The organism is Loktanella sp. 3ANDIMAR09, from assembly GCF_001420005.1.
Classification (GTDB): Bacteria; Pseudomonadota; Alphaproteobacteria; order Rhodobacterales; family Rhodobacteraceae; genus Loktanella.
In genome coordinates, this window is record NZ_LJAK01000001.1 from 226,532 (window position 1) to 250,871 (window position 24,340).

General features: G+C 62.4%; 22 protein-coding genes. 8 read left to right on the forward strand and 14 right to left on the reverse strand.

What is annotated here, in order from left to right:
• The first annotated feature begins 130 nt into the window (after window positions 1-130).
• A complete protein-coding gene (gene radC / locus AN189_RS01170) occupies window positions 131-880 on the forward strand; it encodes a DNA repair protein RadC (RefSeq protein WP_056029735.1) in 750 nt (249 codons plus the stop codon).
• Here radC and AN189_RS01175 read toward each other — a convergent pair.
• The 4 genes from AN189_RS01175 to secA all read right to left on the reverse strand — a co-directional run bounded on the left by AN189_RS01175 (window position 877) and on the right by secA (window position 7,198).
• Window positions 877-2,382: a phosphate ABC transporter substrate-binding/OmpA family protein gene (locus AN189_RS01175; RefSeq protein ID WP_172794831.1), complete on the reverse strand. Its 1,506-nt coding sequence runs from the start codon at window positions 2,380-2,382 to the stop codon at window positions 877-879. The two genes, radC and AN189_RS01175, sit on opposite strands and share 4 nt — an antisense overlap.
• A 44-nt stretch (window positions 2,383-2,426) precedes the next feature.
• Entirely contained in the window at window positions 2,427-3,476 is a 1,050-nt protein-coding gene (locus AN189_RS01180) for a hypothetical protein (protein WP_056029742.1), read from the reverse strand.
• A gap of 111 nt (window positions 3,477-3,587) precedes the next feature.
• Window positions 3,588-4,421, reverse strand: a complete 834-nt coding sequence (locus AN189_RS01185) for a sulfotransferase family protein (protein WP_056029745.1) — start codon at window positions 4,419-4,421, stop codon at window positions 3,588-3,590.
• Window positions 4,422-4,495: 74 nt separating this feature from the next.
• Window positions 4,496-7,198 carry a preprotein translocase subunit SecA gene (secA, locus tag AN189_RS01190; protein WP_056029748.1) on the reverse strand — a complete coding sequence of 901 codons (2,703 nt, stop codon included), beginning with the start codon at window positions 7,196-7,198 and terminating at the stop codon, window positions 4,496-4,498.
• Window positions 7,199-7,384: 186 nt separating this feature from the next.
• Here secA and AN189_RS01195 point away from each other — a divergent pair, with 186 nt between their 5' ends.
• From AN189_RS01195 to mutT, 3 genes are read left to right on the forward strand one after another with little or no spacing between them, the layout of a single operon-like run.
• Window positions 7,385-8,224, forward strand: coding sequence for a peptidylprolyl isomerase (locus AN189_RS01195; RefSeq protein WP_056029751.1), 840 nt, complete (start codon window positions 7,385-7,387; stop codon window positions 8,222-8,224).
• A 3-nt stretch (window positions 8,225-8,227) separates the two neighbouring features.
• Complete coding sequence (gene argJ / locus AN189_RS01200; protein ID WP_056029755.1) at window positions 8,228-9,442, forward strand: bifunctional glutamate N-acetyltransferase/amino-acid acetyltransferase ArgJ; 1,215 nt, start codon at window positions 8,228-8,230, stop codon at window positions 9,440-9,442.
• Window positions 9,439-9,837, forward strand: a complete 399-nt coding sequence (gene mutT / locus AN189_RS01205; RefSeq protein ID WP_056029758.1) for an 8-oxo-dGTP diphosphatase MutT — start codon at window positions 9,439-9,441, stop codon at window positions 9,835-9,837. The genes argJ and mutT overlap by 4 nt, the downstream gene beginning before the upstream one ends.
• A 122-nt stretch (window positions 9,838-9,959) precedes the next feature.
• On the opposite strand, the gene infB is transcribed toward mutT, so the two are convergent.
• The 6 genes from infB to pip form a co-directional block, all read right to left on the reverse strand.
• Window positions 9,960-12,449 (reverse strand): translation initiation factor IF-2, encoded by a 2,490-nt coding sequence (gene infB, locus AN189_RS01210; protein ID WP_056029761.1) that lies wholly within the window; start codon window positions 12,447-12,449, stop codon window positions 9,960-9,962.
• A 4-nt stretch (window positions 12,450-12,453) separates the two neighbouring features.
• Window positions 12,454-13,080 (reverse strand): RNA-binding protein, encoded by a 627-nt coding sequence (locus AN189_RS01215; protein WP_056029764.1) that lies wholly within the window; start codon window positions 13,078-13,080, stop codon window positions 12,454-12,456.
• Between the two features lie 16 nt (window positions 13,081-13,096).
• Window positions 13,097-14,707 carry a transcription termination factor NusA gene (gene nusA, locus AN189_RS01220; RefSeq protein WP_056029767.1) on the reverse strand — a complete coding sequence of 537 codons (1,611 nt, stop codon included), beginning with the start codon at window positions 14,705-14,707 and terminating at the stop codon, window positions 13,097-13,099.
• Window positions 14,707-15,333 (reverse strand): ribosome maturation factor RimP, encoded by a 627-nt coding sequence (gene rimP / locus AN189_RS01225; RefSeq protein ID WP_056030666.1) that lies wholly within the window; start codon window positions 15,331-15,333, stop codon window positions 14,707-14,709. The genes nusA and rimP overlap by 1 nt, the downstream gene beginning before the upstream one ends.
• Window positions 15,334-15,487: 154 nt before the next feature.
• Entirely contained in the window at window positions 15,488-16,948 is a 1,461-nt protein-coding gene (locus AN189_RS01230) for an ABC transporter substrate-binding protein (RefSeq protein WP_056029770.1), read from the reverse strand.
• A 59-nt stretch (window positions 16,949-17,007) separates the two neighbouring features.
• Window positions 17,008-17,997: a prolyl aminopeptidase gene (gene pip / locus AN189_RS01235; RefSeq protein ID WP_056029772.1), complete on the reverse strand. Its 990-nt coding sequence runs from the start codon at window positions 17,995-17,997 to the stop codon at window positions 17,008-17,010.
• Window positions 17,998-18,056: 59 nt separating this feature from the next.
• Between pip and ubiG the strand changes: the two genes are divergently transcribed.
• Window positions 18,057-18,800, forward strand: a complete 744-nt coding sequence (ubiG, locus tag AN189_RS01240; protein WP_056029774.1) for a bifunctional 2-polyprenyl-6-hydroxyphenol methylase/3-demethylubiquinol 3-O-methyltransferase UbiG — start codon at window positions 18,057-18,059, stop codon at window positions 18,798-18,800.
• Window positions 18,801-18,816: 16 nt separating this feature from the next.
• Here the strand turns inward: ubiG and AN189_RS01245 are convergent, their stop codons facing one another.
• From AN189_RS01245 to AN189_RS01260, 4 genes are read right to left on the reverse strand one after another with little or no spacing between them, the layout of a single operon-like run.
• On the reverse strand, window positions 18,817-19,260 hold the full coding sequence (locus AN189_RS01245; RefSeq protein ID WP_056029777.1) for a MarR family winged helix-turn-helix transcriptional regulator: 444 nt from the start codon (window positions 19,258-19,260) through the stop codon (window positions 18,817-18,819).
• Complete coding sequence (locus tag AN189_RS01250; RefSeq protein ID WP_056029780.1) at window positions 19,257-20,090, reverse strand: carbon-nitrogen hydrolase family protein; 834 nt, start codon at window positions 20,088-20,090, stop codon at window positions 19,257-19,259. The genes AN189_RS01245 and AN189_RS01250 overlap by 4 nt, the downstream gene beginning before the upstream one ends.
• Entirely contained in the window at window positions 20,087-20,344 is a 258-nt protein-coding gene (grxC, locus tag AN189_RS01255) for a glutaredoxin 3 (protein WP_056029785.1), read from the reverse strand. Before grxC ends, AN189_RS01250 begins: the two co-directional genes overlap by 4 nt.
• A gap of 34 nt (window positions 20,345-20,378) precedes the next feature.
• Entirely contained in the window at window positions 20,379-21,104 is a 726-nt protein-coding gene (locus AN189_RS01260) for a double zinc ribbon domain-containing protein (protein ID WP_056029788.1), read from the reverse strand.
• Between AN189_RS01260 and AN189_RS01265 the strand changes: the two genes are divergently transcribed.
• The 3 genes from AN189_RS01265 to AN189_RS01275 are packed head-to-tail and all read left to right on the forward strand — an operon-like array spanning window position 21,076 to window position 24,293.
• The gene (locus tag AN189_RS01265) at window positions 21,076-21,939 is read left to right on the forward strand and encodes a methyltransferase domain-containing protein (protein WP_253279521.1); all 864 of its coding nucleotides are present in this window, start codon (window positions 21,076-21,078) and stop codon (window positions 21,937-21,939) included. The two genes, AN189_RS01260 and AN189_RS01265, sit on opposite strands and share 29 nt — an antisense overlap.
• A 53-nt stretch (window positions 21,940-21,992) precedes the next feature.
• Window positions 21,993-23,069, forward strand: a complete 1,077-nt coding sequence (gene hemH, locus AN189_RS01270; RefSeq protein WP_056029791.1) for a ferrochelatase — start codon at window positions 21,993-21,995, stop codon at window positions 23,067-23,069.
• Between the two features lie 57 nt (window positions 23,070-23,126).
• Complete coding sequence (locus AN189_RS01275) at window positions 23,127-24,293, forward strand: MFS transporter (protein ID WP_056029795.1); 1,167 nt, start codon at window positions 23,127-23,129, stop codon at window positions 24,291-24,293.
• The last annotated feature ends 47 nt before the right edge of the window (window positions 24,294-24,340 follow it).

A 24,340-nucleotide genomic window follows, 5' to 3' on the forward strand; every position in this document is an offset into this window, starting at 1 on the left:
GTCTGACCGACCCAGAACGGCCCGGACCTGCATGGTTCGGGCCGTTTTGCGTGGCCGATTGTGATGTCAGCGCCGGCTGGCGCGGAACACGATTAACCCTGTCTTCATTATTTGGCGTCAATCTGGCGACATGACTGGATTTCAGGATGCCCTTCCCATCTTTGGCGACCCGGACGAGGCTACAGGCCCACCCGGCGGTGCCCGTCAGCCATCCTATCTGCGGGACCATCGGGCGCGGTTGCGCGACCGGTTTCGCACCGGCGGGGCGGCGGCCTTGCCTGACTATGAAATGTTGGAATTGCTGCTGTTCCGGTCCATCCCCCGACAGGACGTGAAACCGCTGGCGCGCGCGTTGATCGACCACTTTGGCGACTTGAACGGCGTGCTCTCCGCCACCCCGGACAGGTTGGGCAGGATCAAGGGTGTGGGCGATGCGGTCATAACGGACCTGAAACTGGTCGAGGCCGCAACCCACCGCATGGCGCGGGGCCGCGTGATGCAGCGACACGTCGTGTCCAGCTGGGATGCACTGCTGGACTATTGCCATACGGTCATGTCGCACCGCGATACCGAACAATTCCGCATCCTGTTTCTGGACACCCGCAACACGCTGATCGCGGACGAGGCACAGGCCAGCGGCACCATCGACCATGTCCCCGTTTACCCGCGCGAGGTCGTGAAACGCGCGCTGGAACTGAACGCGGCATCGCTGATCCTTGTGCATAACCACCCCTCGGGCGACCCGACCCCATCCGACGCCGATATCGCCATGACACGCCAGATCGCCGCTGCTGCAGAAACCATGCGTATCACGGTGCATGATCATCTGATCATCGGGAAATCACGCGAATTGTCATTCCGCGCAGAGGGTCTTCTTTAGTCGCCGATCCAGACTTCGACCCGGCGATTCGCCTGCCGGCCGCGGGCGGTGTCGTCGCAGCCGATGGGCAGCGCTTCTCCAAAGGCTGCCGTGTCGATCTGTACGGTTTCGGGCAGATCATCACCCAGCACATCCAGCAGGCGGTCACGGACACGCGCCGCACGTTCCGCAGAGAGGTCCAGATTGGCCAGCGCCGGTCCCTCGCCATCACTGAAACCGATCAGCAGAAGGTCACGCCCATCATACAGTCCCGCTCGGATGTCATGGGCCAGCGTCAACAGGTTTGCGTTCGAGACAGGATCCAGCGTCGCGGTCCCGACATCAAAGCGGAATGTCAGCGACGACCGCGCGCGGGCATGCATCAATTGCACCATGCGCTGCAATTCGGTCAGGGGCGTATCCACGCCTGCAATCGTGATCGCATGGGCAAGCCGCCCGCCCTGCCCATCCAGCGGAATGGGCACCACCCCCAGATCCACAAGACCCGCGCGGCGAATGATCAGATGCGCCTCGGGGCTGCGCAGGTAGCGCAGAAAATCGAGGACGATCTGCGGCTGGCGCTGCTGGGCCAAGGTCAGGAACAGCGGGGTGGTCAGCGGATAATCCTGTGTCTTGATGCTGCTGATACGCGGCGCACTGACCAGACCGCAGGTATCGACCAGACTGACAGCCTGGGCCACACCGGTTGCCGACAGGGCCGTGACACCCAGCGCCCCGACATCCTCTGCCACGGCGGCACTCAGGGCGGCAGCGTCGCCATGACGGGTCAGGGATGCCGCATCCCCAGGCAGACTGGCAAGAAACGCATCCGCTTGCCCGTCAAGTTCGGGCCCCAGATGCAACGACAGCGGCGTGCCATCGGGCCAAGCCGTCACGTCACCGGTAAAGGCTGCATCCAGCAGGCCGGGGTCGATCCTGCGTTGCGGGTTGAGCGGGGATACGATGGGCACCAATGCATCAATCCCGAGGATGAACGCATGGCCCAACCCCCGCAGATCCGGGAGGCCCACGTCGGCTGCCCGCTGGTTTTCAACATCGAGGATTTCCCGAAACGACAGCGCGGCATCGGCCCGAAATGTCACCAGATCGGCAAAGGCCTCGGCGGCATTCGACGGCAGGACCGGCACGTCCAGCACGGGGGCATTCCGGGCATCCAGCAGCATTATGCCGGTCATCCTGTCGTCCGACACGATCTGCTGCGCCGTCAGGCCAGCCTGTCGGGCGAATCCGTCCAGCAGCGCCGGGAACAGGATTTCGGTCGCGCGGGCCTCGCCAGAAATGCGCAGCCGCGGCACATATTGGGCCGGGTCGGGACAGGCGGCACCGCTGCATTGCACGGTGCCGAAATCGACCGTCAGCGGACCGTAATCCGATTCGATGCGCAGGTATTGCCCGTCATAGCTGACAATCCGCCCCGTCACGCTTAGCCCGCCCTGCGCCGAGGTAATCGTCACCTCTTGGGCAGCGACCGGGGACAGACACGCGAAAAGTGCGACAACCAAAGCTGCCGCACTTTTCAAGATGGATCGGGACCTGTTGCGTGCATTCATCGTGCCGCGAGTGTCAGGTCCTCGAACATATTATTCAACACCAGAAATTCACCAACGGCATCGCAATCGGGCATCGACATCACCAGATCGGTCGCATCCGTGGGCTTGCCCGGAACGACCTGCAGGCTTTGGGCCGCAACCTGGCGACCGCAATTGCCAGCCGTCACTTCTGCCTCGACGCTGAGTGCGACATTGCCATCACGGGCGTTGGACCCGCTTGGGAACGTATAGACCTCGGCCATGAAACCGTCGCTGATCGCCGGATCACCCAGCGGCGTCAGGACACCGCCCGTTCCGAATTCCGCAGCAGCCAGATCGCCGGTTGCGCCGTTCCAGATATGGCCGTCCTCGAAATAGGACGCACCGAATTCAAGGGCGTGCAATTCAATGTCCTCTGCCCCCTGCCATTGCAACACAGCACGATCGTATTGATCGATGTCGGACACGTCCGTGCTGGCAGCCGCCCCAAGACCCGTGCCGAAATCCGCCACGAACAACGCGTTGCGCGCCAGCGCCGGCACGGTCACAACCAATGCGCCGTCATCGTCGGTCAGGTTCTGAAACATCATGCCACGATGATGGATAGTGACAGCCTCGTTCGGGCGGCACGTGTCCGTCAATGTGATCTGCACCATCGCGATCGGCAGCACCTGCGCATCCATTTTGGGGCTACAATCAGCGATTTCGACCTTGATCACCTCTTCGGGCACAACGACCTCTTCGGGCGCGGATTCAACGACCAATTCCGGCTCCACGGATTCGATCCGCGGCAGCGGCATGGCCTCTGGTGTCTCCAGGACGGGCGCCGGTGGGGTCACGGCCGGCGGGTCAATCGCCACGACGGGTGCGGGGGCCGCCTTGGGCAGCAGGATCATGCCGGGGGCTGCGGTCGCTGTCCGCACAGGGGGCTGCACCATCACCTGCGGTGCGTCTTCGCCGCCAAGGCGCGACGCAAGTGCGTCACCGTATTGCATGACCGTACCAATGCCGAGTGCCGCGGAAAACGTCAGCCCGGCTGTGGCATATTTCTTCATCTTGGTCCGCATGTCCCACTCCTCGTCCAATGACTTGGGGCAGGTGTGACATTCCCCCGTGTCGTCAGCGGGACGGACTCGCGGAATTAAAGTGGCATGAATGGGGCGGCGCAGATGTCCGGATCAGCGCAGATCATAGCCAAAATAGGTGACCAACGGTTCATCTCGCGACAATATACCCGTGATCATGTCGATTTCGTCCTGCGACAACAGCGCCACCTGTTCGGCATTCATGTTCACGATGGGCTGCGGTTCGTAATCCTTGACCGACAGGTCGCCCGTGACGTCGATGCCCATGTCCGCCAGACCAAGCGCCGACACGAGCCTGGACGGATCCGCGCAAAACGCCTCATAGTTCAGCATCGGTACACCGTGATTTTCAACGATATCGCGCAGGAACCTGCTGCGATACAGCCAGAACTCGGCCAGATGGGCCAATGCCTCCTGACGGGTCACGTTTGCGTAAATCAGCTTGCGGTAGCGTTTGATCTGGGACCCGATGTTGGCGTAAGGATCGCGATTGTTGACCAAGGCCCTGCGTTCAGGAAACAGCGCGAACATGGTTTCCGGCCGCACAAGGTTGGGCGGGCTTTTTTCCACGAACCAGGCAATGTCTGGATTCTCGCGCAATTGCTGTTCCGCGACCTTGTTCAGCGTGCCTGCGATGGAATCGGGCACGATCAACGACTGAGGCCACCACAGGTTGTTGTTCAGCGTCCCGGGCACAAGGCGATTTGCCTCGCTGTGTTTGATTTCATAGGTCGAAATGCGCGACGATGTCTGAAGCAGCTTGGCAATGGCAGTGGACCCCGAATTCGGCGGGGTAAAGATCAGGATCGTCGGAAACCGCACCGGACCGGGTGCGCGGTTGGGCCAGACCTCGTCAGGGTCAGGCCGGCGTTCCACGCGCCGAAACCCGAAATGGCGCATCGTCTTGCCTGCCAGTTTTCGCAACATGCAAGTTGCCCCCCATCCCGCCATGCCGGGTCACGCCCGCGGGCAAGACCCGGACAAGTTTTCCTGATGCCGCGTCAGACCTGACCGTGACAATGCTTGAACTTTTTGCCGGACCCGCAAGGGCAGGCATCGTTCCGACCCGGGTTGCCCCAGGTCTTGGGGTCGTCCTCGACGAAACCGGCGCGCGCCGAGGCATCGCCCGGCGTCTGGGCCGAGGTCGCCCGTTCAACGCTGGCATCTGCCCGCGCTGCGGCCTGCGCCTTCATCTGGGCGATCAACTGCTGCTGCTGTTCGGGCGACATGGGACGGATCTGAGACAGTTTTTCGGTCACATCGATCCGCAGACCGTCCAGCAGACGTTCGAACAGCTGGAAACCTTCGGTCTTGTATTCGTTCAGCGGATCACGCTGGGCATAGCCACGGAAACCGACCACTGACCGCAGGTGTTCCAACGTCACCAGATGTTCACGCCATTTGGTGTCGATGGTTTGCAGCAGGATCTGCTTTTCCACGCTGCGCATGGTGTCCGCGCCAAAGGACGCCTCTTTTTCGGCCATGGCGTCGTCGCTGGCTTTTTCCAGACGCTCGCGCATGTCGGCATTATCGACGCCTTCTTCTTCACCCCATGCGATGACGGGGGCGTTGACACCCAGAACGCGGGTGACCTCGGCGCTCAGCCCCTCGGTATCCCATTGGTCGGCATAGGATTTTGGCGGCATGAAGTCATCGACCATATCCTCGATCACCTGATGACGCATGTCAGCGGTGATTTCGGACAGATCCTGCGCTTCCATGATCTCGCGGCGCTGGCCAAAGATGACCTTGCGCTGTTCGTTCATCACGTCGTCGTATTTCAGCAATTGCTTGCGGATATCAAAGTTGCGGCCCTCGACCTTGGCCTGGGCACGTTCCAGCGACTTGTTCACCCAAGGGTGCACGATCGCCTCGCCCTCTTTCATGCCCAGCGTGGACAGCACCTTTTCCAGACGCTCGGACCCGAAAATCCGCATCAGGTCATCCTCGAGCGAGAGGAAAAACACCGACCGGCCCGGGTCGCCCTGACGGCCTGAACGTCCGCGCAGCTGGTTGTCGATCCGGCGGCTCTCGTGGCGTTCGGTTGCCAGCACGAACAGACCGCCAGCCTCGAGCACGCGGGCTTTCTCGTCGGCGTGCTCGGCCTCGATCTGCTGACGCAGGGCATCGACATCGGCATCCGGATTTTCGGCCAGTGCCTCTTGAACCTTCATTTCGACGTTGCCGCCCAGCTGAATGTCGGTGCCGCGACCGGCCATGTTGGTGGCGATGGTCACTGCCCCGATCTTGCCGGCATCGGCGATGATCTGCGCCTCTTGTTCATGCTGGCGGGCGTTCAGCACGTTGTGCGTGATGCCTTCCTTGGTCAGCAGTTGCGACAGGAATTCGGATTTTTCGATAGACGTGGTGCCCACGAGGACCGGCTGGCCCTTGGCGTGTGCGGTCTTGATTTCCTCGACCACGCCGTTGAATTTCTCGACGGCGGTCCGGTAGACCTGATCGTTTTCGTCCTGCCGCGCGATGGGCTTGTTTGTCGGCACCTCGACCACGCCAAGGCGGTAAATCTCGCGGAATTCGTCGGCCTCGGTCAGCGCGGTGCCGGTCATGCCCGCCAGTTTGTTGTACAGGCGGAAATAGTTCTGGAACGTGACGGATGCGAGGGTCACGTTTTCAGGGCGGATCTGGACGCCTTCCTTGGCCTCGATGGCCTGATGCAGACCGTCGGACAGGCGGCGGCCCGTCATCATCCGGCCGGTGAATTCGTCGATCAGCACGACGTCATCGCCGCGCACGATGTAATCCTTGTCCTTGGTGAACAGCTTGTGCGCACGCAGGGCCTGGTTGACGTGATGCACCAGTGACGCGCTCTCGGGATCATAAAGCGACTGACCCTCTGGCAGCTGACCCGCACGCGACAGCGCATCCTCGAGGAAATCGTTGCCTTCGTCGGTATAGGTCACCTGACGGGTCTTTTCGTCCAGCGTGAAATGGTCGTCCTGAATGCCCGGCACGATCTTGTCGATTTCGCGGTACATCTCGGACCGATCCTGCGCGGGGCCGGAAATGATCAGGGGCGTGCGCGCCTCGTCGATCAGGATGCTGTCGACCTCGTCCACGATCGCAAAGTTATGCGGCCGCTGATACATTTGCGACAGTTCGGATTTCATATTGTCGCGCAGGTAATCGAACCCCAGTTCGTTGTTCGTGGCATAGGTCACGTCGCACTGATAGGCGTGTTTCTTTTCCTCGTCGGGCTGCTGCGGGACCACGACGCCGGTGGTCATCCCAAGGGCCGCATAGACCTTGGACATCCATTCGGCGTCGCGCCGTGCGAGGTAGTCGTTCACGGTGACGATATGCACACCCTCGCCCGACAGCGCGTTCAGATAGGCCGGGAATGTCGCGACCAGCGTCTTGCCCTCGCCGGTTTTCATTTCCGCGATATTGCCCTGATGCAGGAAAATGCCGCCCATCAACTGGGTATCGAAGGCCCGCAGACCCAGCGCACGGCGCGCGGCCTCGCGGCAGTTGGCGAATGCCTCTGGCAGTAGCGCATCCAGGCTTTCGCCACCCTTGGCGCGATCCTGAAGGCTCCGGGTGCGGTCGATGATTTCGGCGTCGGTCAGGGCGCTGAATTCTGGTTCAAGCGCGTTGATCTGTGCGATCAGCGGGCGGACGGATTTGACCTTGCGATCATTGGCGGTCCCAAAGACCTTTTTGGTGATGGTTCCAAGACCCAGCATAATCTCTCCGCGGGCGAATGGCGCCCATGTGATCCGAATGACAGAGGAGGTTGCTTGTAGGCTATCGCCTGCGCCCCTAAACAGGGCCGAGACCAGCCCCCTCAAGGCTTGCAGCCGATGTAAGGGGCCGACCCAATACTGTCAACGTGCGCTCGTTTTGGCGCAATGATGAAAGGACACGACCCCATGAACAGACTGACCGCCCTGATGGGCGCAGCCGTCATCGCAGGCAGCGCACAGACCGCCGCCGCACAGGATGCATCCACCGTCGTCGCCACCGTCGGTGAGACCAAAATCACGCTGGGTGAAATGATCATCGCCCGCGCACAATTGCCCGCGCAATACGACCAGTTTCCTGCCGATGTCCTGTTCGAAGGCATCGTTGACCAGCTGGTGCAGCAGGAACTGCTGGCCGCATCGCTGACCGATGTGCCGTCCCGTGTCGCCCTGTCGCTGGCGAACGAAGAACGGTCCCTCAAGGCCGGTGAAGTCATCAACGCGCTGACCGGTGAGGCCGTCACCGAAGAGGCCGTTCAGGCCCGCTATGACGAAATTATTGCCGAATTCGAGGCGAACCCCGCCACCGAATACAACGCAAGCCACCTGCTGGTCGAAACCGAGGAAGAGGCGCAGGCCGCCGCCGAACGCGCAGCGGACGAGGATTTCGCCGCACTGGCGATGGAACTGTCCACCGGTCCGTCCGGCCCCAATGGCGGCGAATTGGGCTGGTTCGGCACCGGCGCCATGGTCCCCGAATTCGAGGCCGCCGTGGTCGACATGGAGGTCGGCGCGGTGTCCGCACCGGTGCAGACCCAGTTTGGCTGGCATGTGATCAAACTGAACGACACCCGCCCCGTGGCGGCCCCTGACCTCGAAGAGGTGCGCAGCGAAATCAGCAGCGCCATTCAGGAAGAGGCGATCACGGCACGTATCGCGGAACTGCGCGATGCGACCGCCATCACTCTGCCGGAAGCAGGCGAGATCGACGCAGAACTGCTGAACAACCTCGAACTGCTGGAACCCTGAAACATGGCTCTGTCCCCGCTTGCACCCGCTGCATTTCCTGACCTGCCCGTCATCGACGGCGTAACCTTTGCGGCGGGTGCCGCGGGGGTCAAATACCAGAACCGCACTGACGTGATGCTGGCGCTGCTGGCTCCCGGCAGCACCATCGCAGGCGTCTTTACCCGGTCGGCCACGCGGTCGGCCAACGTGCTGGACTGCCAGGCCAAGATGGGCAGCGATGCGCAGGCGGGGGCTGCCATTATCGTGAATTCCGGAAACTCCAACGCCTTTACCGGTAAGGCTGGCGATGGGTCAGTCCAGCGCATCTGCGAGGGCGTCGCAGTGCGGGCTCATTTGCCCGCCAATCGGGTCTATACATCGTCCACTGGGGTCATCGGGGAACCTCTGCCGGACGACCGGATCACCGCCAAACTGGACGACCTGATGGCAGCCCAGTCACCCGACGGGATCGCCGAAGCCGCCCGCGCCATCATGACGACCGACACGTTCCCCAAGGGGTCGGCACAGACCGTCACCATCGACGGCACGCCCGTGCAGATCGCCGGTATTGCCAAGGGGTCTGGCATGATCGCGCCCGACATGGCGACCATGCTGGTCTATATCTTTACCGATGCGCAGATCGGCCACGGCGCGCTGCAATCCTTGCTGTCGCGTCTGACGGACCGGACATTCAACAACATCACCGTCGACAGCGACACATCCACATCGGACACGCTGCTGATGGGGGCCACCGGCACATCCGGCGTGGACGTGACCGACAATGCCGCCTTCGCGGACGCGCTGCACGCCGTGATGCTGGACCTGTCGCATCAGGTCGTGCGCGACGGCGAGGGTGCGACGAAATTCGTGACCGTGAACGTCACGGGGGCCGCCAATGACACCGATGCGCGTCTGGTGGCCATGGCGACCGCCAACAGCCCACTGGTCAAAACCGCCATCGCCGGAGAGGACCCGAACTGGGGCCGCATCGTCATGGCCGTCGGCAAGTCCGGCGCACAGGCCGACCGGGACCGGCTGACCATTCGCTTGGGCGATCTGGTGCTGGCACGCGATGGCTGGCGCGCGCCCGAATATTCCGAGGACGCCTGCGCCGCTTACATGAAAGGCCAGAACATCGACATCAACGTGGACCTCGGGCTGGGCGATGGAACCTGCACTGTCTGGACCTGCGATCTGACCCATGAATACATCCGCATCAACGCGGATTACCGGTCATGAAAACTGTCCTGGTGTCCGCCGTCGCCCTCATCGACGTCGAGGGCCGCATCCTGCTGGCCCAAAGGCCACCCGGCAAATCGCTGGCGGGCCTGTGGGAATTTCCCGGCGGCAAGGTCGAACCCGGCGAAACCCCCGAGGCTGCGCTGGTCCGCGAACTGCAAGAAGAGCTGGGGATCGACACCTGGGCCTCCTGCCTCGCACCGCTGACCTTTGCCAGCCACAGTTACGATGATTTCCATCTGCTGATGCCGCTGTTTGCCTGTCGCAAATGGAACGGCACACCGCAGGGACGCGAGGGGCAGGTCCTGAAATGGGCCCGCGCATCAGAACTGCGGGATTACCCGATGCCACCCGCCGACATCCCGCTGATCCCCATTCTGCGCGACTGGCTCTAGGCGCCTGGCTGTTACGCGCTGCGGTGCCAGTGCTGTATCATCTTGCCAAAAATACTCAAAAAAAGAGGCCCGCCAGCATCGCTGACGGGCCTTTTTCATGACTGCGCGGCGTTTGCAGACCTTTACAGGTTCCGCTCGACCGATTCGCGCTCAAAGATTTCGATGACGTCACCGTCACGGATATCCTCGTAGTTCTCGAACGCCATGCCGCATTCCTGACCGGACTGCACTTCGGCCACTTCGTCCTTGAAACGCTTGAGCGTTTTCAACGTGCCCTCGTGGATCACGACGTTGTCGCGCAGCAGGCGAACGCCTGCGGACCGGCGCGCGACACCTTCGGTGACGATACAGCCTGCAACCTTGCCCACGCCCGTGACCTTGAACACCTCTTTGATGTTCGCATAGCCGATGAACTTTTCGCGGATCTCGTCGCCCAGCAGGCCGCTGGCGGCGGATTTCACGTCATCCACCAGATCGTAGATCACCGAATAATAACGGATCTCGACGCCCTTCTGGTTGGCCGAATTCCGCGCGGTCGCATTTGCACGCACGTTAAAGCCAAAGACAGGTGCGCCAGATGCCTCGGCAAGGCCGATGTCGGTTTCCGTGATCGCACCCACACCGGAATGCAGGACGCGCACGCGCACCTCGTCGTTGCCGATCTTTTCCATCGCCTGAACGATGGCTTCGGCGGACCCCTGCACGTCTGCTTTGACCACAATCGGCAGTTCACTGACGTTTTCGTTGGCCTTGGCGTTGGCCATCAGCTGTTCCAGCGTCGTGGCCGCACCCAATGCAGCACGTTTGTCCTTGGCGACCTGTGCGCGGTAATCGGCGATTTCACGCGCCTGCGCCTCGGTTGCGGTCACGTTCAGAACGTCACCTGCCTCGGGCGTGCCGTTCAGGCCCAAAACCTCGACAGGAACCGACGGACCGGCCTCTTTGACGCGGTCGCCCTTGTCGTCGATCAACGCGCGGACCTTGCCCCACTGTTCGCCGACAACAAAGATGTCACCCTGCTTCAGCGTGCCGTTCTGCACCAGAACGGTCGCGACGGGACCACGGCCCACGTCCAGCTGTGCCTCGATCACGGCACCCATGGCAGCGCGGTCGGGGTTGGCCTTGAGTTCCAGGATTTCGGCCTGCAACGCGATGGCGTCCAGCAGGTTGTCCAGGCCCTGACCCGTCTGGGCCGAAACCTCGACGTCCTGCACGTCACCGGACATCGCCTCGACGATGACCTCGTGTTGCAGCAGATCCGTGCGGACCTTGTTGGCGTCGGCCGACGGTTTGTCCATCTTGTTGATCGCAACGATCATCGGGACCTTGGCGGCCTTGGCGTGGTTGATCGCCTCGATCGTCTGCGGCATCACCGCATCATCAGCGGCAACGACAAGGACCACGATATCCGTGACCTGCGCACCGCGCGACCGCATCGACGTGAACGCCGCGTGGCCGGGCGTATCCAGGAACGACAGCGTCTGACCGGATTTGGTCACGACCTGATAGGCACCGATGTGCTGCGTGATGCCACCTGCCTCGCCTGCGACGACGCGGGCGTTGCGGATCGCGTCCAGCAGCGAGGTTTTGCCGTGGTCGACGTGGCCCATGATCGTGATGATCGGCGCACGCGGTTTCAGGTCAGCGGGTTTGTCCTCTGACTGTTCGATCACCTGTTCGACGTCGGCATCGGACACGCGCACAACGCGGTGGCCAAATTCCTCGATGATCAATTCAGCGGTATCGGCGTCGATGGTCTGGGTCTGTGTGACCATCATGCCCATCTGCATCAGCGATTTCACGACGTCGGACACGCGTTCCGCCATGCGGTTCGCCAGTTCGCCCACCGTGATTGCCTCTGGCAGCTGGACGTCGCGCACGACCTTTTCACGCTCGACCTGACCGCCCATCGCCTTTTGACGATTGCGTTCCTGCTTGCGCTTCATGGCGGCCATGGATTTCGGACGACCGCCGGCACCGCCGCGCAATGCGTCGTTGACCGTCAGTTTTCCGGACCGGCGACCATCGTCGCTGCGGCCGGGTTTGCTGTCGCGCGGTTTCACATCGCGGTCGCGGTCGGTCTTGCGCGGTGCGGCAGAGGGGCGCGACACGGCGGTTTCGCCGGGTGCTGCGGCAGCCATGTCGGGGGATGCGGCAGGCGCAGGCGCGTTTTTCGCGGCCTCTTCCTTGCGGCGCTTTTCCTCTTCTTCGGCGGCTTTTGCTTTGGCGCGTTCCTCGCGTTCGCGGTCCTCGGCCTCTTTTGCCTCGATCTCGGCGCGACGACGCTCACGCTCTTCGGCGCGGGCCTTTTCCTCGGCGGCACGTTTTGCCGCGTCCTCGGCCTCGCGGGCCTTGGACATCGCGAGCGCCTTCATCCGGCGCTCCAGCTCTGCATCGGAAATGCCTGCGGGCCGCTTGGACGGATCGCCGCCCAGCCGGTTCGCTGTTCCGGTTGCCGTGGGTTTCGCTGCACCGGGTTTCGGCACAACCACGCGCTTGCGCTTGGTTTCCACAACGACGTTCTTGGTCCGTCCATGCGAAAAGCTTTGCTTTACGTTGCTGGGGCGGGACCCGCCAAGGCCGAGTGGTTTCTTGCCGTCAGTATCGCTCATCTAGCTATATATCCTTCCCGACAGCCGGATCGCTGTCGTCAATCTCGCGCAGGCCGCGCAGTCTTGCGGCCTCCATTACAACACGGTCGCTAATTCCGCCAGTCGCGAGCGCACCATGTATCACACTTTGCCGTCCGAATGCCAAACCCAGTTCGGCGCCCGTCAGGCAGTTAAAATAGCGGGCCCCTTCCGGGGTCCAGAGTTTCGCCTTGCCGCGGTCAGACCCATCGGCGGCCTGCAACAGCACGCGGACACGCACGCCACCCGCCAGCCAGCCCTTGACCTTTTCAAAGCCACAGATCGCCAGACCGGCCTTGCGGGCCATCGCGATGAGGTCAATCACACGCCGCGTCATCTGGCGTTCAACCTCGTCCGCCAGATCGTCAGGCACTGTCACGGCCTGTTTCGCGGATCGGCTGAACTGACCCTTTTTCGCGGCATCCAACGCGTTACGGGTGGATGACACATACATGCCCCGTCCCGGCAGTTTTTCCAGTACATCGGGCACAACAAGGTTGTCTGGCCCGACGACGAACCGAACCAGACCCGATTTCGGGGCCGTCTCGCCGGTGACGATGCACCGCCGTTCGGGGCCATCATCCCGGTTCTTTTTCAATCCGCCGCGCGCCATCGCGATGTCAGAGGCCTCAGGCCTCTGCCTCCTGTTCCATATCGGCATCGTCCTCGTCGGATACAAGGTCATCGGGATCGACCCAACCCAGCATCACGCGGGCCGTCATGATCATGTTCTGCGCTTCTTCGAGGCTGATGTCGAATTTCTCCAGCGCGCCTTCGTCCTTGTGACGCTCGCCGTTGACGATGGTCCAGCCACCGGCCAGTTCCCAGTCGGCACAGGTGGCAAAATCCTCGAGCGTTTTCACGTCGTCCTCGGCCAATGCCTCGACCATTTGCGGGGTCAGACCGTCGAATTCGATCAGGCTGTCCTCTGCACCCAACGCGCGGGCGCGATCCAGCGCCTTGGCGTTCTGCGCCTCTAGGTAGTCGCGGGCGCGGGCCTGCAATTCGCCGGCGGTGTCGTCGTCGACGCCCTCGATGACCAGCAGTTCCTCTGCATCGACATAGGCGACTTCTTCGAGGTTGGTGAAACCTTCGGACACCAGCAGCTGCGCAAAGAATTCGTCCAGATCCAGCGTGTCCATGAACAGCTTGGTGCGGACTTCGAATTCGGCCTGACGGCGCTTGGATTCTTCTTCTTCGGTCAGGATGTCGATATCCAGACCGGTCAGCATCGACGCAAGACGCACGTTCTGACCGCGACGACCGATGGCCAGGCTCAGCTGTTCATCGGGCACGACCACTTCGATCTTGCCGGCTTCTTCGTCCAGAACCACCTTGCTGACCTCGGCGGGCTGCAATGCGTTCACCAGAAAGGTCGGCATGTCCTCGTTCCAGGGGATGATGTCGATCTTCTCACCCTGAAGTTCGTTGACGACGGCCTGCACGCGGCTGCCGCGCATACCCACGCAGGCACCCACGGGGTCGATGCCGCTGTCATAGGAAATGACAGCAATCTTGGCGCGGGAGCCGGGGTCGCGGGCGACGGCCTTGATCTCAATGATGCCTTCGTAGATTTCGGGCACTTCCATCTTGAACAGTTCGGCCATGAATTCCGGCGCGGTCCGCGACAGGAAGATCTGCGGCCCGCGCTGTTCGCGGCGCACGTCCTTGATGTAGCAGCGGATGCGGTCGTTGGGGCGGTATGCCTCGCGGCCGATCTTTTCGTTGCGGCGCAGGATCGCCTCGCCAGAGCCTACGTCCACGATGACGTTGCCGTATTCCTCGCGCTTGACCATCGCGTTGATGATCGTGCCGGCGCGGTCCTTGAATTCTTCGTATTGCTTGTCGCGCTCTGCTTCGCGGACCTTTTGCAGGATCACCTGCTTGGCGGATTGTGCAGCGATCCGGCCCAGTTCGACCGGGGGAACCTGTTCGACCAGCGTGTCGCCGACCTTGGCGTCCTCGATATAGCCCTTGGCGGTTTCGACCGTGAACTGGGACTGATAGTTTTCGTATTCCTCGTCCGCCACGACCGTACGCACACGGGTGAACGTCGCACGACCGGTCTTGCGGTCGATGCTGACGCGGATGTCCATTTCAGCGCCATAACGCGACTTGGCCGCACGTGCGAGCGACTCTTCCATCGCCTCGACCACCAGACCGGGGTCGATGTTTTTCTCGCGTGCCACGGCCTCTGCGGTTTGCAAAAGCTCTAGCTGGTTGGCGGATGTAATGGCCATCAGTTCATCTCCTTGCGCGAACTCGGTCGCTTTTTCGATCTCTTGTCGGGGGCGACGTTGTCGTCGCTGTCAATAATGGTCTGGACTTCGTCGAATTGGGTCTCGTCGATCAGGCCGCCATCCTTGCGACCCTTGAGAGCCTCGCGGATCAGGTCGTCGGTCAGGACCAGTTTCGCATCCGACAGCCATTCAAATTTCAGGCCGATGGTGCCTTCTTCGATCTCGATCAGCACTTCGTCGCCCTCGACGCCGGCCAATTCGCCCTTGAACCTACGACGACCGTCGATCAGCTCGTCGGTTTCGATCTTGGCCTCGAACCCCTGCCATTGTTCGAAATCCTTGAGACGGGTCAGGGGCCGGTCGATGCCGGGGCTGCTGACCTCCAGCGTATAGGCGTCCAGAATCGGGTCCTCGACATCCATGACGGCGCTGACGGCGGTGCTGATCTTGCCGCAGTCGTCGACTTCGATGGTGCCGTCAGGTTTCTGCGCCATGATCTGGAGCGTCGTTTCCTTGCCGGACATCAGACGGATGCGCACGATTTCATAACCCAGGTCCTCGACCACGGGGGTAATGATCTCTGCAATCCGACGGTCGATGGCCGCCTTGGCGATGAGGTCGTTCATGGATTCCTCCAAGCACAAAAAAACGGGCGCGCGGCCCGTTCGAAATTCCGGTTGGGCGCTGGGGGTGGAGGCCAGCACGCCGCTGTTGAGCATCACATAGAGCAACCTCAGACAAACTGCAAGTGATGCCGATCAGCGCCCCCGTGGCTGGATGTCAGGCCATCCACCAGCGTTCGGCCATGCGCGCGTCGTCCATCGGTCGCTGGTGCCCCAGTTGCGCTGGCGTGCCGATCCGCGTCGATACGGCCTGAAGCGTTGTGGCAAAGGCCGGGATGATCGCGCGGCCCTGATCACGCAGCAGCATCTGCGCCTCGGCATAGATTGCATCGCGCCGGTCGGCGTCCATCGTGGACCGCCCCTGCCGGAGCAAGTCCCGGAACCGTTCCGATCCCTCGATCCCGTCGGTCGCCTGACCATAGGCCGCCAGCAACATCCAGTCGGCGGTTGCCCGCCCGGCGGATCCGATCGCCGCACAGGTCAGAACCCCGCGGCCCGACGCATCGCGCAAGCTGATCCGGGGGCCGGTCGCGCCCCATGATCCCGTGATCCGCGCGGCCCCGAATCCCGCCTGTGCCAGATGGTAGCCTGCGCGCTCGGGGTCGCAGGCTTGGGTGTGGCTAGCTTGAAAATGGGGGTTTGCCGGACCAATCGGGCTGTCTGCCGCGACCTGACCATAACCCGCCAAGAGGTCATCGACCCAGGCCTGCCGGTCTATCCCATGACGCAAGGCCGCCCGCAGATGATGCGCTGCCGGGCCATGCGACACGTGAAACGCATCGTGCTGGTTGCCCGACACCTGTTGTAGCGACAGTCGCGGATGTGCCGCGATTGTCGCCACATCCGACGGGGCAACCCGGTTGATCGCATCCACACGCCCCGCCACCAGCCCCAAGAGCCGGGCTGCGGGATCATTCATCGCGACATAGTCGATCCGGTCGAACCAGCCCGCAGTTTCGCCCTTGTAATGATCGTCAACGCGCACCGCCGTCATGCGCCGACCGGGCTGAAACGACGTGACCCGGTACAGGCCGGTGCCGATCCCGTCGCGCATCGCCGCATCGATCTGGCCTGCCGGATAGATCAACAGGTGGTGATCCGACAGCAAGTAGGGGAAATCCGCATTCGGCGCAGTCAGTTTCAACGTGACCTGATATGGGCCGGACGCGCGCATATCGTCGATCAAACGCACGATTGCACCCGCACCAAAGGCGCGGTCGTCGTCGCGGTGCAGGTTCAAAGAGGCGATCACATCCGCAGGGCCAAAATCCGCACCATTGTGAAAACGCACGCCACGGCGCAGGTTAAAGACCCAGGTCTGGCCATCCGTGCTGTCCCAGCTTTCGGCCAATTCACCCTTGAGGCTGCCATCAGCGGCGATTTCCGTCAGACAATCGAACACTGCGCCCTGACCCGCCGCAATCATGAACAGATCGCTGTGACCGCGCGCATCCCAGCTGTCGGACGGATGCGCCCCGCCCAGACCCGCGACCAGGGTGCCACCGCGCGACTGCGCCCGCAAAGGCAGCCCCGTCAGTCCCAGCACACCGGCAGCCACCGCGCCCTGCAACAGGCGGCGGCGGTTGGGAATACTGGTCGGTGCGCGTCGGTCTGCCATGGCCTGCCTGTGCTGTGAATATCTGGCAGGTTCGGCCGCAATGGCCGTCCTGTCAAACCCTATAGGCCCAAGGACGCGCGCTGGGCGGCAAAACGGTCCATCGCGCGCACCAGCTCTGCGCTGATCCCCGGTTCCGACAGCGCGTGACCCGCGCGCCCGACCAGTTTCAGCGTCGACATCGGCCAGGCCTGCGACAGCCTGTAGGCCGAAATCGGCGGACAAATCATGTCATAGCGCCCCTGGACGATGACACCGGGGATCTGCGCCAGACGGTCCATGCGGTTCAGGATCGCCGTGTCGTGGTCAAGCCAGCCCTGATTCTGAAAGTAATGGTTTTCCAGTCGCGAAAACGCGCGGGCATAATCGGCGGGGGATTCGCCTGTCACACCGTCGCTGTCTATCGCTGCCAGCGCATTTTCCCAGGCCGCCCAGGCACGGGCGTATTTGATTTCCTGCATCATGTCGCCGGAAAAAAGGCGTTTATGGTAGGCCGCAATCAGGTCGCCGTGTTCATCCTCGGGGATCAGCTTGGTAAAGCGGTCCCACAGATCGGGCCAGAACCGGCCCGCACCACCGCCATAGAACCAATCCAGTTCCAGCTGCGTCATCAGGAACACGCCCCGGATCGCGAGGGCCGCGGCACGGTCGGGATGCGTTTGGGCATAGATCAGCGAAAGTGTCGCACCCCAGCTGCCACCAAACACGATCCACCGGTCGATCTTCAGCGTTTCGCGAATCAGTTCGATGTCGCGGACCAGATGCCAAGTCGTGTTGTTGCTGACTGCGGCATGGGGCCTTGATCGCCCGCATCCGCGCTGGTCGAACAGAATGACCCGGTAGTGTTCGGGATTGAAATAGCGGCGCATCGCGGGGCTGCATCCACCGCCCGGACCACCATGCAGGACAACCACGGGAATGCCCGCAGGGTTTCCGCATTGTTCGACGTAGACCGTATGGCCATCACCAACGTCCAGCGTCCGCTGATCAAACGGATCAATCGGCGGGTAGAGATAGGCGGATGCGCTCTTTTGTTTCAGGCTTCTGTCCATGACAGTGGCATATAGTGCGCTACAATCTAAATCCACGCCCAACCCACTTTGAGGACGCGATGAATACCAATACGATTGATGACGGCGAAATCGCCAAGTTCGAGGCGATGGCCGCCGAATGGTGGGACGAGACCGGCAAGTTCAAACCGCTGCACATGATGAACCCGGTCCGACTGGACTATATCACGATGCAGGTGGCCGCGCATTACAACCGCGACCTGTCGGCCGACCGGCCCTTTGCCGGGCTGCGCATCCTCGATATTGGTTGCGGTGGCGGTCTGTTGTGCGAACCGATGGCGAGACTGGGGGCCGATATCGTGGGCGTTGATGCGGCCCCCCGGAACATTCCCGTCGCACGGGTTCATGCCGATCAATCCGGGCTGGATATCGACTACCGTGTGGGCACCGCCGAGGCGCTGGCCGCCGCGGGCGAACAGTTCGATGTCGTCCTGAACATGGAGGTGGTCGAACATGTGTCCGATCCCCAAGGCTATCTGGACGCTTGCCACGATCTGCTGAAACCCGGCGCGATCCACCTGTGTTCGACCATCAACCGCAACGCCAAATCATTCGCCATGGCCATCGTCGGCGCCGAATGGGTGATGCGCTGGCTTCCCAAGGGGACGCATGAATGGTCGAAATTCATCACTCCGGACGAGTTGTTCGCCATGATGACCAAGGCCGGAATGGAACCGGTTGACCGCACGGGTTACGTGTTCAACCCACTCAGCTTTACATGGTCGATGTCGCCCAAGGATCTGTCGGTGAACTATGTCACCGCGGCGATCAGGCCTGACCGCTAGGATACTGCGCAGGACTTCAGGTCTGATCCGACAATTTGACCCGCAGTTCGCGCAACAGCGGCAGGGCGGCGCGGACCTTGTCTTCGCCGACCTTGCCGGCGACATCCGCAACCAGCGGCGTGATCGCCGCGATGGCCGCATCACGGGCGGCACGACCCGCGGGGCTGATCGACACCATCTTCTTGCGGGCGTCATCCCAATCGGGGCGGATATGGATGTAGCCTGCCCATTCCAGCTTGGTCAGCGTGTTGGTCATCGCGCCGCGCGTCAGATGAAATGTCTGCGCCAGTTGGGTGGGCGAGCGTTCTGCGTTGCTGTGGGCCAGATGGTTCAGCACACTGAAGTGCGACAGTTCCATCCCCTTGGGCAGCACACGGGCCAAGGCGTGGCGCACCAGTTGATCCACGGCCAGCAATTCGCTGAACAGGCTGACGGCAAGGTGCTGATTGGTATCGGTCAATGTGGCCCCGCGAATGGTCTGTCATGCGACAACGCCGGTATGCGCTGCCGGGCCTTTTCTACCTGCGACAGGTCAAGGTTCACAACCGTCACGCCGGGCGCGGTGCCCGCGTCGGCCAACACCTCTCCCCATGGGGTGATGGCCAGTGCGTGCCCCCAGGTCTGACGCGGCCGCCCCGCCTGTGCCGCATGTGTGCCGGTCTGGGCGGCGGCAAGGACGAAACACCCTGTTTCGATGGCACGCGCGCGCAGCAGCGTTTCCCAATGCGCCGCCCCCGTGACCGGGGAAAATGCCGACGGCACAAGCAGGATATCGGCACCCGCCTGCGCCAAGGCCCGATACAGATGCGCAAACCGCAGATCATAACAGATCGACAGGCCCAGCGTGGCCGCGTCCGCGCGCACCGTCACGGCCTGCGCCCCCGGGCGGTAACCTGCGGATTCACGATAACTTTCCGTGGCGCTGACGGTCACGTCGAACATGTGGATCTTGTCGTAATGGGCCGCGATGGCGCCATTTGGGTCGATCAGGAAACTGCGGTTGGCGAACCGTCCATCCGCGTCATCCGTTTTCAGAGCCAGCGACCCGATGGACAGCCAGATCCCCAGATCGGCCGCCTGCGCGCGCAGGGCCGTCAACGTGGGATCATCCTCCTGCCGGTGCAGAACACGCTGCTGCTGCGCCCGGTCCTGACTGACGCAGTTCGTCACCTCTGGCGTGCAGATCAGGGTGGCACCGGCTGCGGCAGCCTGCGCCACATAGGCCTGTGTTACGCCCAGATTGACATCCGGGTCGTCGCCACTGGTCAGTTGGACCAGCGCCGCCTTCATGCGGCCAAGAGGGCGTCCAGCTTACCCGCCTGTTCCAGCGCGTACAGATCATCGCAACCGCCCACATGCACCTCACCCACGAAAATCTGCGGCACGGTGCGGCCACCATTGGCGCGCTGCATCATCTCGGCGCGTTTTTCGGGCTGTTGTGCAAGCGAGATTTCCTGAAACGCCACCCCCTTGGAGGTCAGCAGGCGTTTGGCGGCGTGGCAGAAACCACAGGTCGGTGTGGTATATATTTCAACGGATGGCATGACGATCCCTCGGGTCCAGTGGGTTTCGCCTTATCTAGTCATCTTTGACCGCCCTCGCCAGTGTGAGGACATGCACCCGCTGTGCGCCAGCGCGCAATGCCGCGTCAGCCGCCGCTGCAAGCGTGGCACCCGTCGTCATCACGTCATCCACGATCAACACACAGCGACCCGCCATCGCCACCCCCCGGCGCGGATGGGGCTGGATGGCGCGGTCGAGGGCGGCAAACCGTGCGCTGCGGCCTGTTTCCACCATCTTGGGCGCAGGACGCGGACGCACCAGCGCATCAGGCAGATGTTCCAGCACCAGCTGCCGGGCCACCAGCGTCGACAACAGGTTCGCCTGATTATAGCGCCGCGCCAACAGGCGGGACCAATGCACGGGAACCGGCACGACCAGGGTGGCATCGTCAAAGAGCCCGGACGCCGCGCGCGTCATCCAGCGTGCGGCAGGCACGGCCAGATCGGTGCGGTCGCCGTGTTTCAGGCCCAGCACCATCCGCCGACCGATCCCGTCGTAGACCAACGCCGCGCGTCCCCGCGCCCAGGGACGCGCCAGGGTCATGCAATCGTCGCAATGCAGCACCGCAGCGCCCGCGTCGTCCCCCATCAGGGGCGCACCGCACAGATCGCAGGCCGTGCCTGTGATGAACCGCGTATCCCGCCAACACGGGCCGCACAGGCCGTTTTCCGCAGCCGTGGGCTGATCGCAGGCGACGCAACTGGCGGGATAGATGGCGCGGATCACGCTTTGCAACTTCATCGCTTGCCCCTACATGACGCGGATGCAGCCATTGACCGACCGCCCCGCCCTGATCCGCAATCGCGCACGCGCCACCGAAAATTTCCTGCGCGTCCGCGCCATCGACGATGTCGAGGAAAGACTGCAAGAGGTTAACAGGTCGTTTACGGATGTGGCGATCGTCACGCCGCGGCCAGACCTGTGGCAGACGCGCTGGGCAGACGCGCGAATTGTCGCAGACGACGATATTCTTGATCTACCACAAGGGTCGTTTGACCTGGTGATCCACGACCTGTCGCTACACTGGGCGCAGGATCTTGTGGGGCAGTTGGTGCAGTCGCGACGGGCCTTGCGGCCGGACGGATTGTTTCTGGCGACCCTGTTCGGGGGGCAGACGCTGAACGAGCTGCGCAGTGCATTGGGACAGGCCGAGGCGCGCATCACCGGCGGGCTGTCACCCAGGATCGCGCCGATGGGTGAAATCCGCGACCTGGGCGGGCTGTTGCAACGTGCTGAATTCGCGCTTCCCGTCGCTGATTCCGACACGATTACAGTGACTTACACCGATGCTATGGCGCTGATGCGTGACCTGCGCGCCATGGGCGAGGGCAACGCGCTGGACGCACGTCTGCGGCGCCCGACGCGGCGCGCGGTCATGGATGCGGCGACGCAGCTTTATGCGGATCATTTCGGCACGCCGGAAGGACGCGTCACCGCCACCTTCGAGATCGTCACACTGACGGGATGGTGTCCTGCGGCCAGCCAGCCGCAACCCCTGCGCCCCGGTTCTGCCAAGACCCGGCTGGCGGATGCGCTGGGCGTGCCAGAGGCACCGCTTGACCCGTCCACAGATTGACCTGAGCCGCAAAGCGTTTATCTGACCCCTATCCCGCCGCAGAGGAGTTTTCGATGTTCGACGCAAAGTCAGAAGTGCGCCCCGCCACATGCCCGGTCCATGCCCCTGCGGATCACCCCGCCATCGAACCGGCCCGCGTCGGGATCCTGTTGGCGAACCTCGGCACACCTGACGGCACCGACTACTGGTCGATGCGGCGTTACCTGAACGAATTTTTGTCTGACAAACGCGTCGTCGATTATTCCGCCTGGATCTGGCAACCCCTGTTGCAGCTGATCATCCTGTCGAAACGCCCCTTTACCTCTGGTGCGGCCTACCGGTCGATCTGGAACACCGAGGCGGACGAATCCCCGCTGCTGACGATCACCAAGGAACAGACCGCCGCGATCAAGGAAGAGATGCACAAACGCTACGGCGACCGCGTGCGTGTCGATTTCTGCATGCGCTACGGCAACCCGTCGACCAAATCCAAGGTCCGCGAAATGACCGAGGCCGGTTGCCAGAAGATCCTGTTTTTCCCGCTGTATCCGCATTACGCCGGTGCCACGTCGGCCACGGCAAACGACCAGTTTTTCCGCGCGCTGATGCAGGAAAAATGGCAACCCATCGCCCGCGTGGTCGAACCTTACTACGAGGACCCCGCCTATATCGACGCCCTCGCCCAATCCATCGAAACCGCCTATGCCAAGATGGACAAGAAGCCTGAAAAGCTGATCTGTTCCTATCACGGTGTGCCGGAACGCTATCTGCGTGAGGGCGATCCGTACCACTGCCAGTGCCAGAAAACGACGCGCCTGCTAAAGGAACGGCTGGGCTGGGACGACACGCAGATCGTGACGACATTCCAGTCGCGCTTTGGCCCCGAAGAATGGCTGAAACCCTACACCGTCAAGGAAGTCGCCCGACTGGCCGAAGAAGAAGGCGTCAAGAACATCGCCGTCTGCGCGCCTGCCTTTTCAGCCGATTGCATCGAAACGCTGGAAGAGATCAACGAAGAGATCAAGGAAAGCTTTGAAGAAGCGGGTGGAGAGCATTTCACCTATATTCCCTGTCTCAACGCTGACGCCGCGCACATCCACGCGCTGTCTGGTGTCATCGACCGCAACCTGACGGGCTGGATCGACCAGTAGGGCTTGCGCGTTTGACCTGCCCGTGTCAGCGATCACGCTGACATCAGGGAGGGTTCCATGTCGATCATTGGCCGGATGAAACCGCAGCACCGCGTCTTTGCGGGATTTGCAATCTATGCATTCATCTTGGGTCAATTGTTCACCCGCCTGCCCACGGTCAAGGACGCGATGGGCATTGGAGAAGGCGCGCTGGGCCTCGGGCTGATCGGCGCGCCGGTCGGCACGCTGATTGCACTGACGCTGGCCCCGCCGCTGATCGAACGGTTCGGTCACAAACGGTCGATGATTGCCGCGCTGTGCGCCATGTCGGTGTTCTACGCCATTGCCGTCCATGCCACCGGGCCGGTCGCGTTGTTCTTGTTGCTGGTGCCCGCGGGCCTGACACTGGGCACCGTCGAAATCATCATCAACCTCGAGGCCGACCGCGTCGAGGCGACCCTGCCCTACCGCATCATGAACCGCGCCCATGCGTTCTGGTCGCTGGGGTTTTTCGGTGCCGGGCTGTTCGGTGCGCTGATGGCGCAGATCGGGCTGTCGCCACAACTGCATCTGGCGCTGGTCGTGCCGCTGTCGGGCACCGCGGTCTGGCTGTTGCTGTCGGATTTCAGCGCGGCACCGAAACGGGGGTCTGAAATGACCGGGCCATCATCCATGGTCGCACGACCGTCGCTGGCGATCATGGCACTGGTCGGGCTGTGCCTGTCCGCCATGGTACTGGAGGGCGGATCGATCGACTGGTCCGCGATCTACATGCGCACGATTTTCGATACAGCACCCTATTTCGGCGGGCTGACCGTAGCGACCGTGGCACTTTCCCAGGCGCTGTTGCGCTATTTCGCGGACCCGGTCGTGGACCGTTTCCAGCCCGTCCCCGTCGCGCGCGGGATGCAGGTGGCAATGGCGGTCGGCGTGGTCATGGTCTTTTTTGCGCCGAATGCCTGGATCGCACTGGCGGGTTTCGCCATGATCGGGGCCGGCACGTCGGCGCTGTTTCCACTGGCCATGTCCGCCGCAGCGCAACGCACGGACAGACCGTCATCGGTCAATGTCGCAGCCCTCGCACAGTTCAGTTTTGTCGCATTCCTGCTGGGACCGCCGCTGCTGGGTTTCGTGGCGGAACACGTCGGGTTGCGCTGGGTGTTTGGCCTGACCCTGCCGCTGATCCTGCTGTCGGCAGCCCTGTCAAAAGGCCTGCAACCAGAGACCGAAACCAGCCGGCACTAGGCCCTTTGCACGCTTTTTTGCCGAAACAGAATCGCAAGACTTTTATT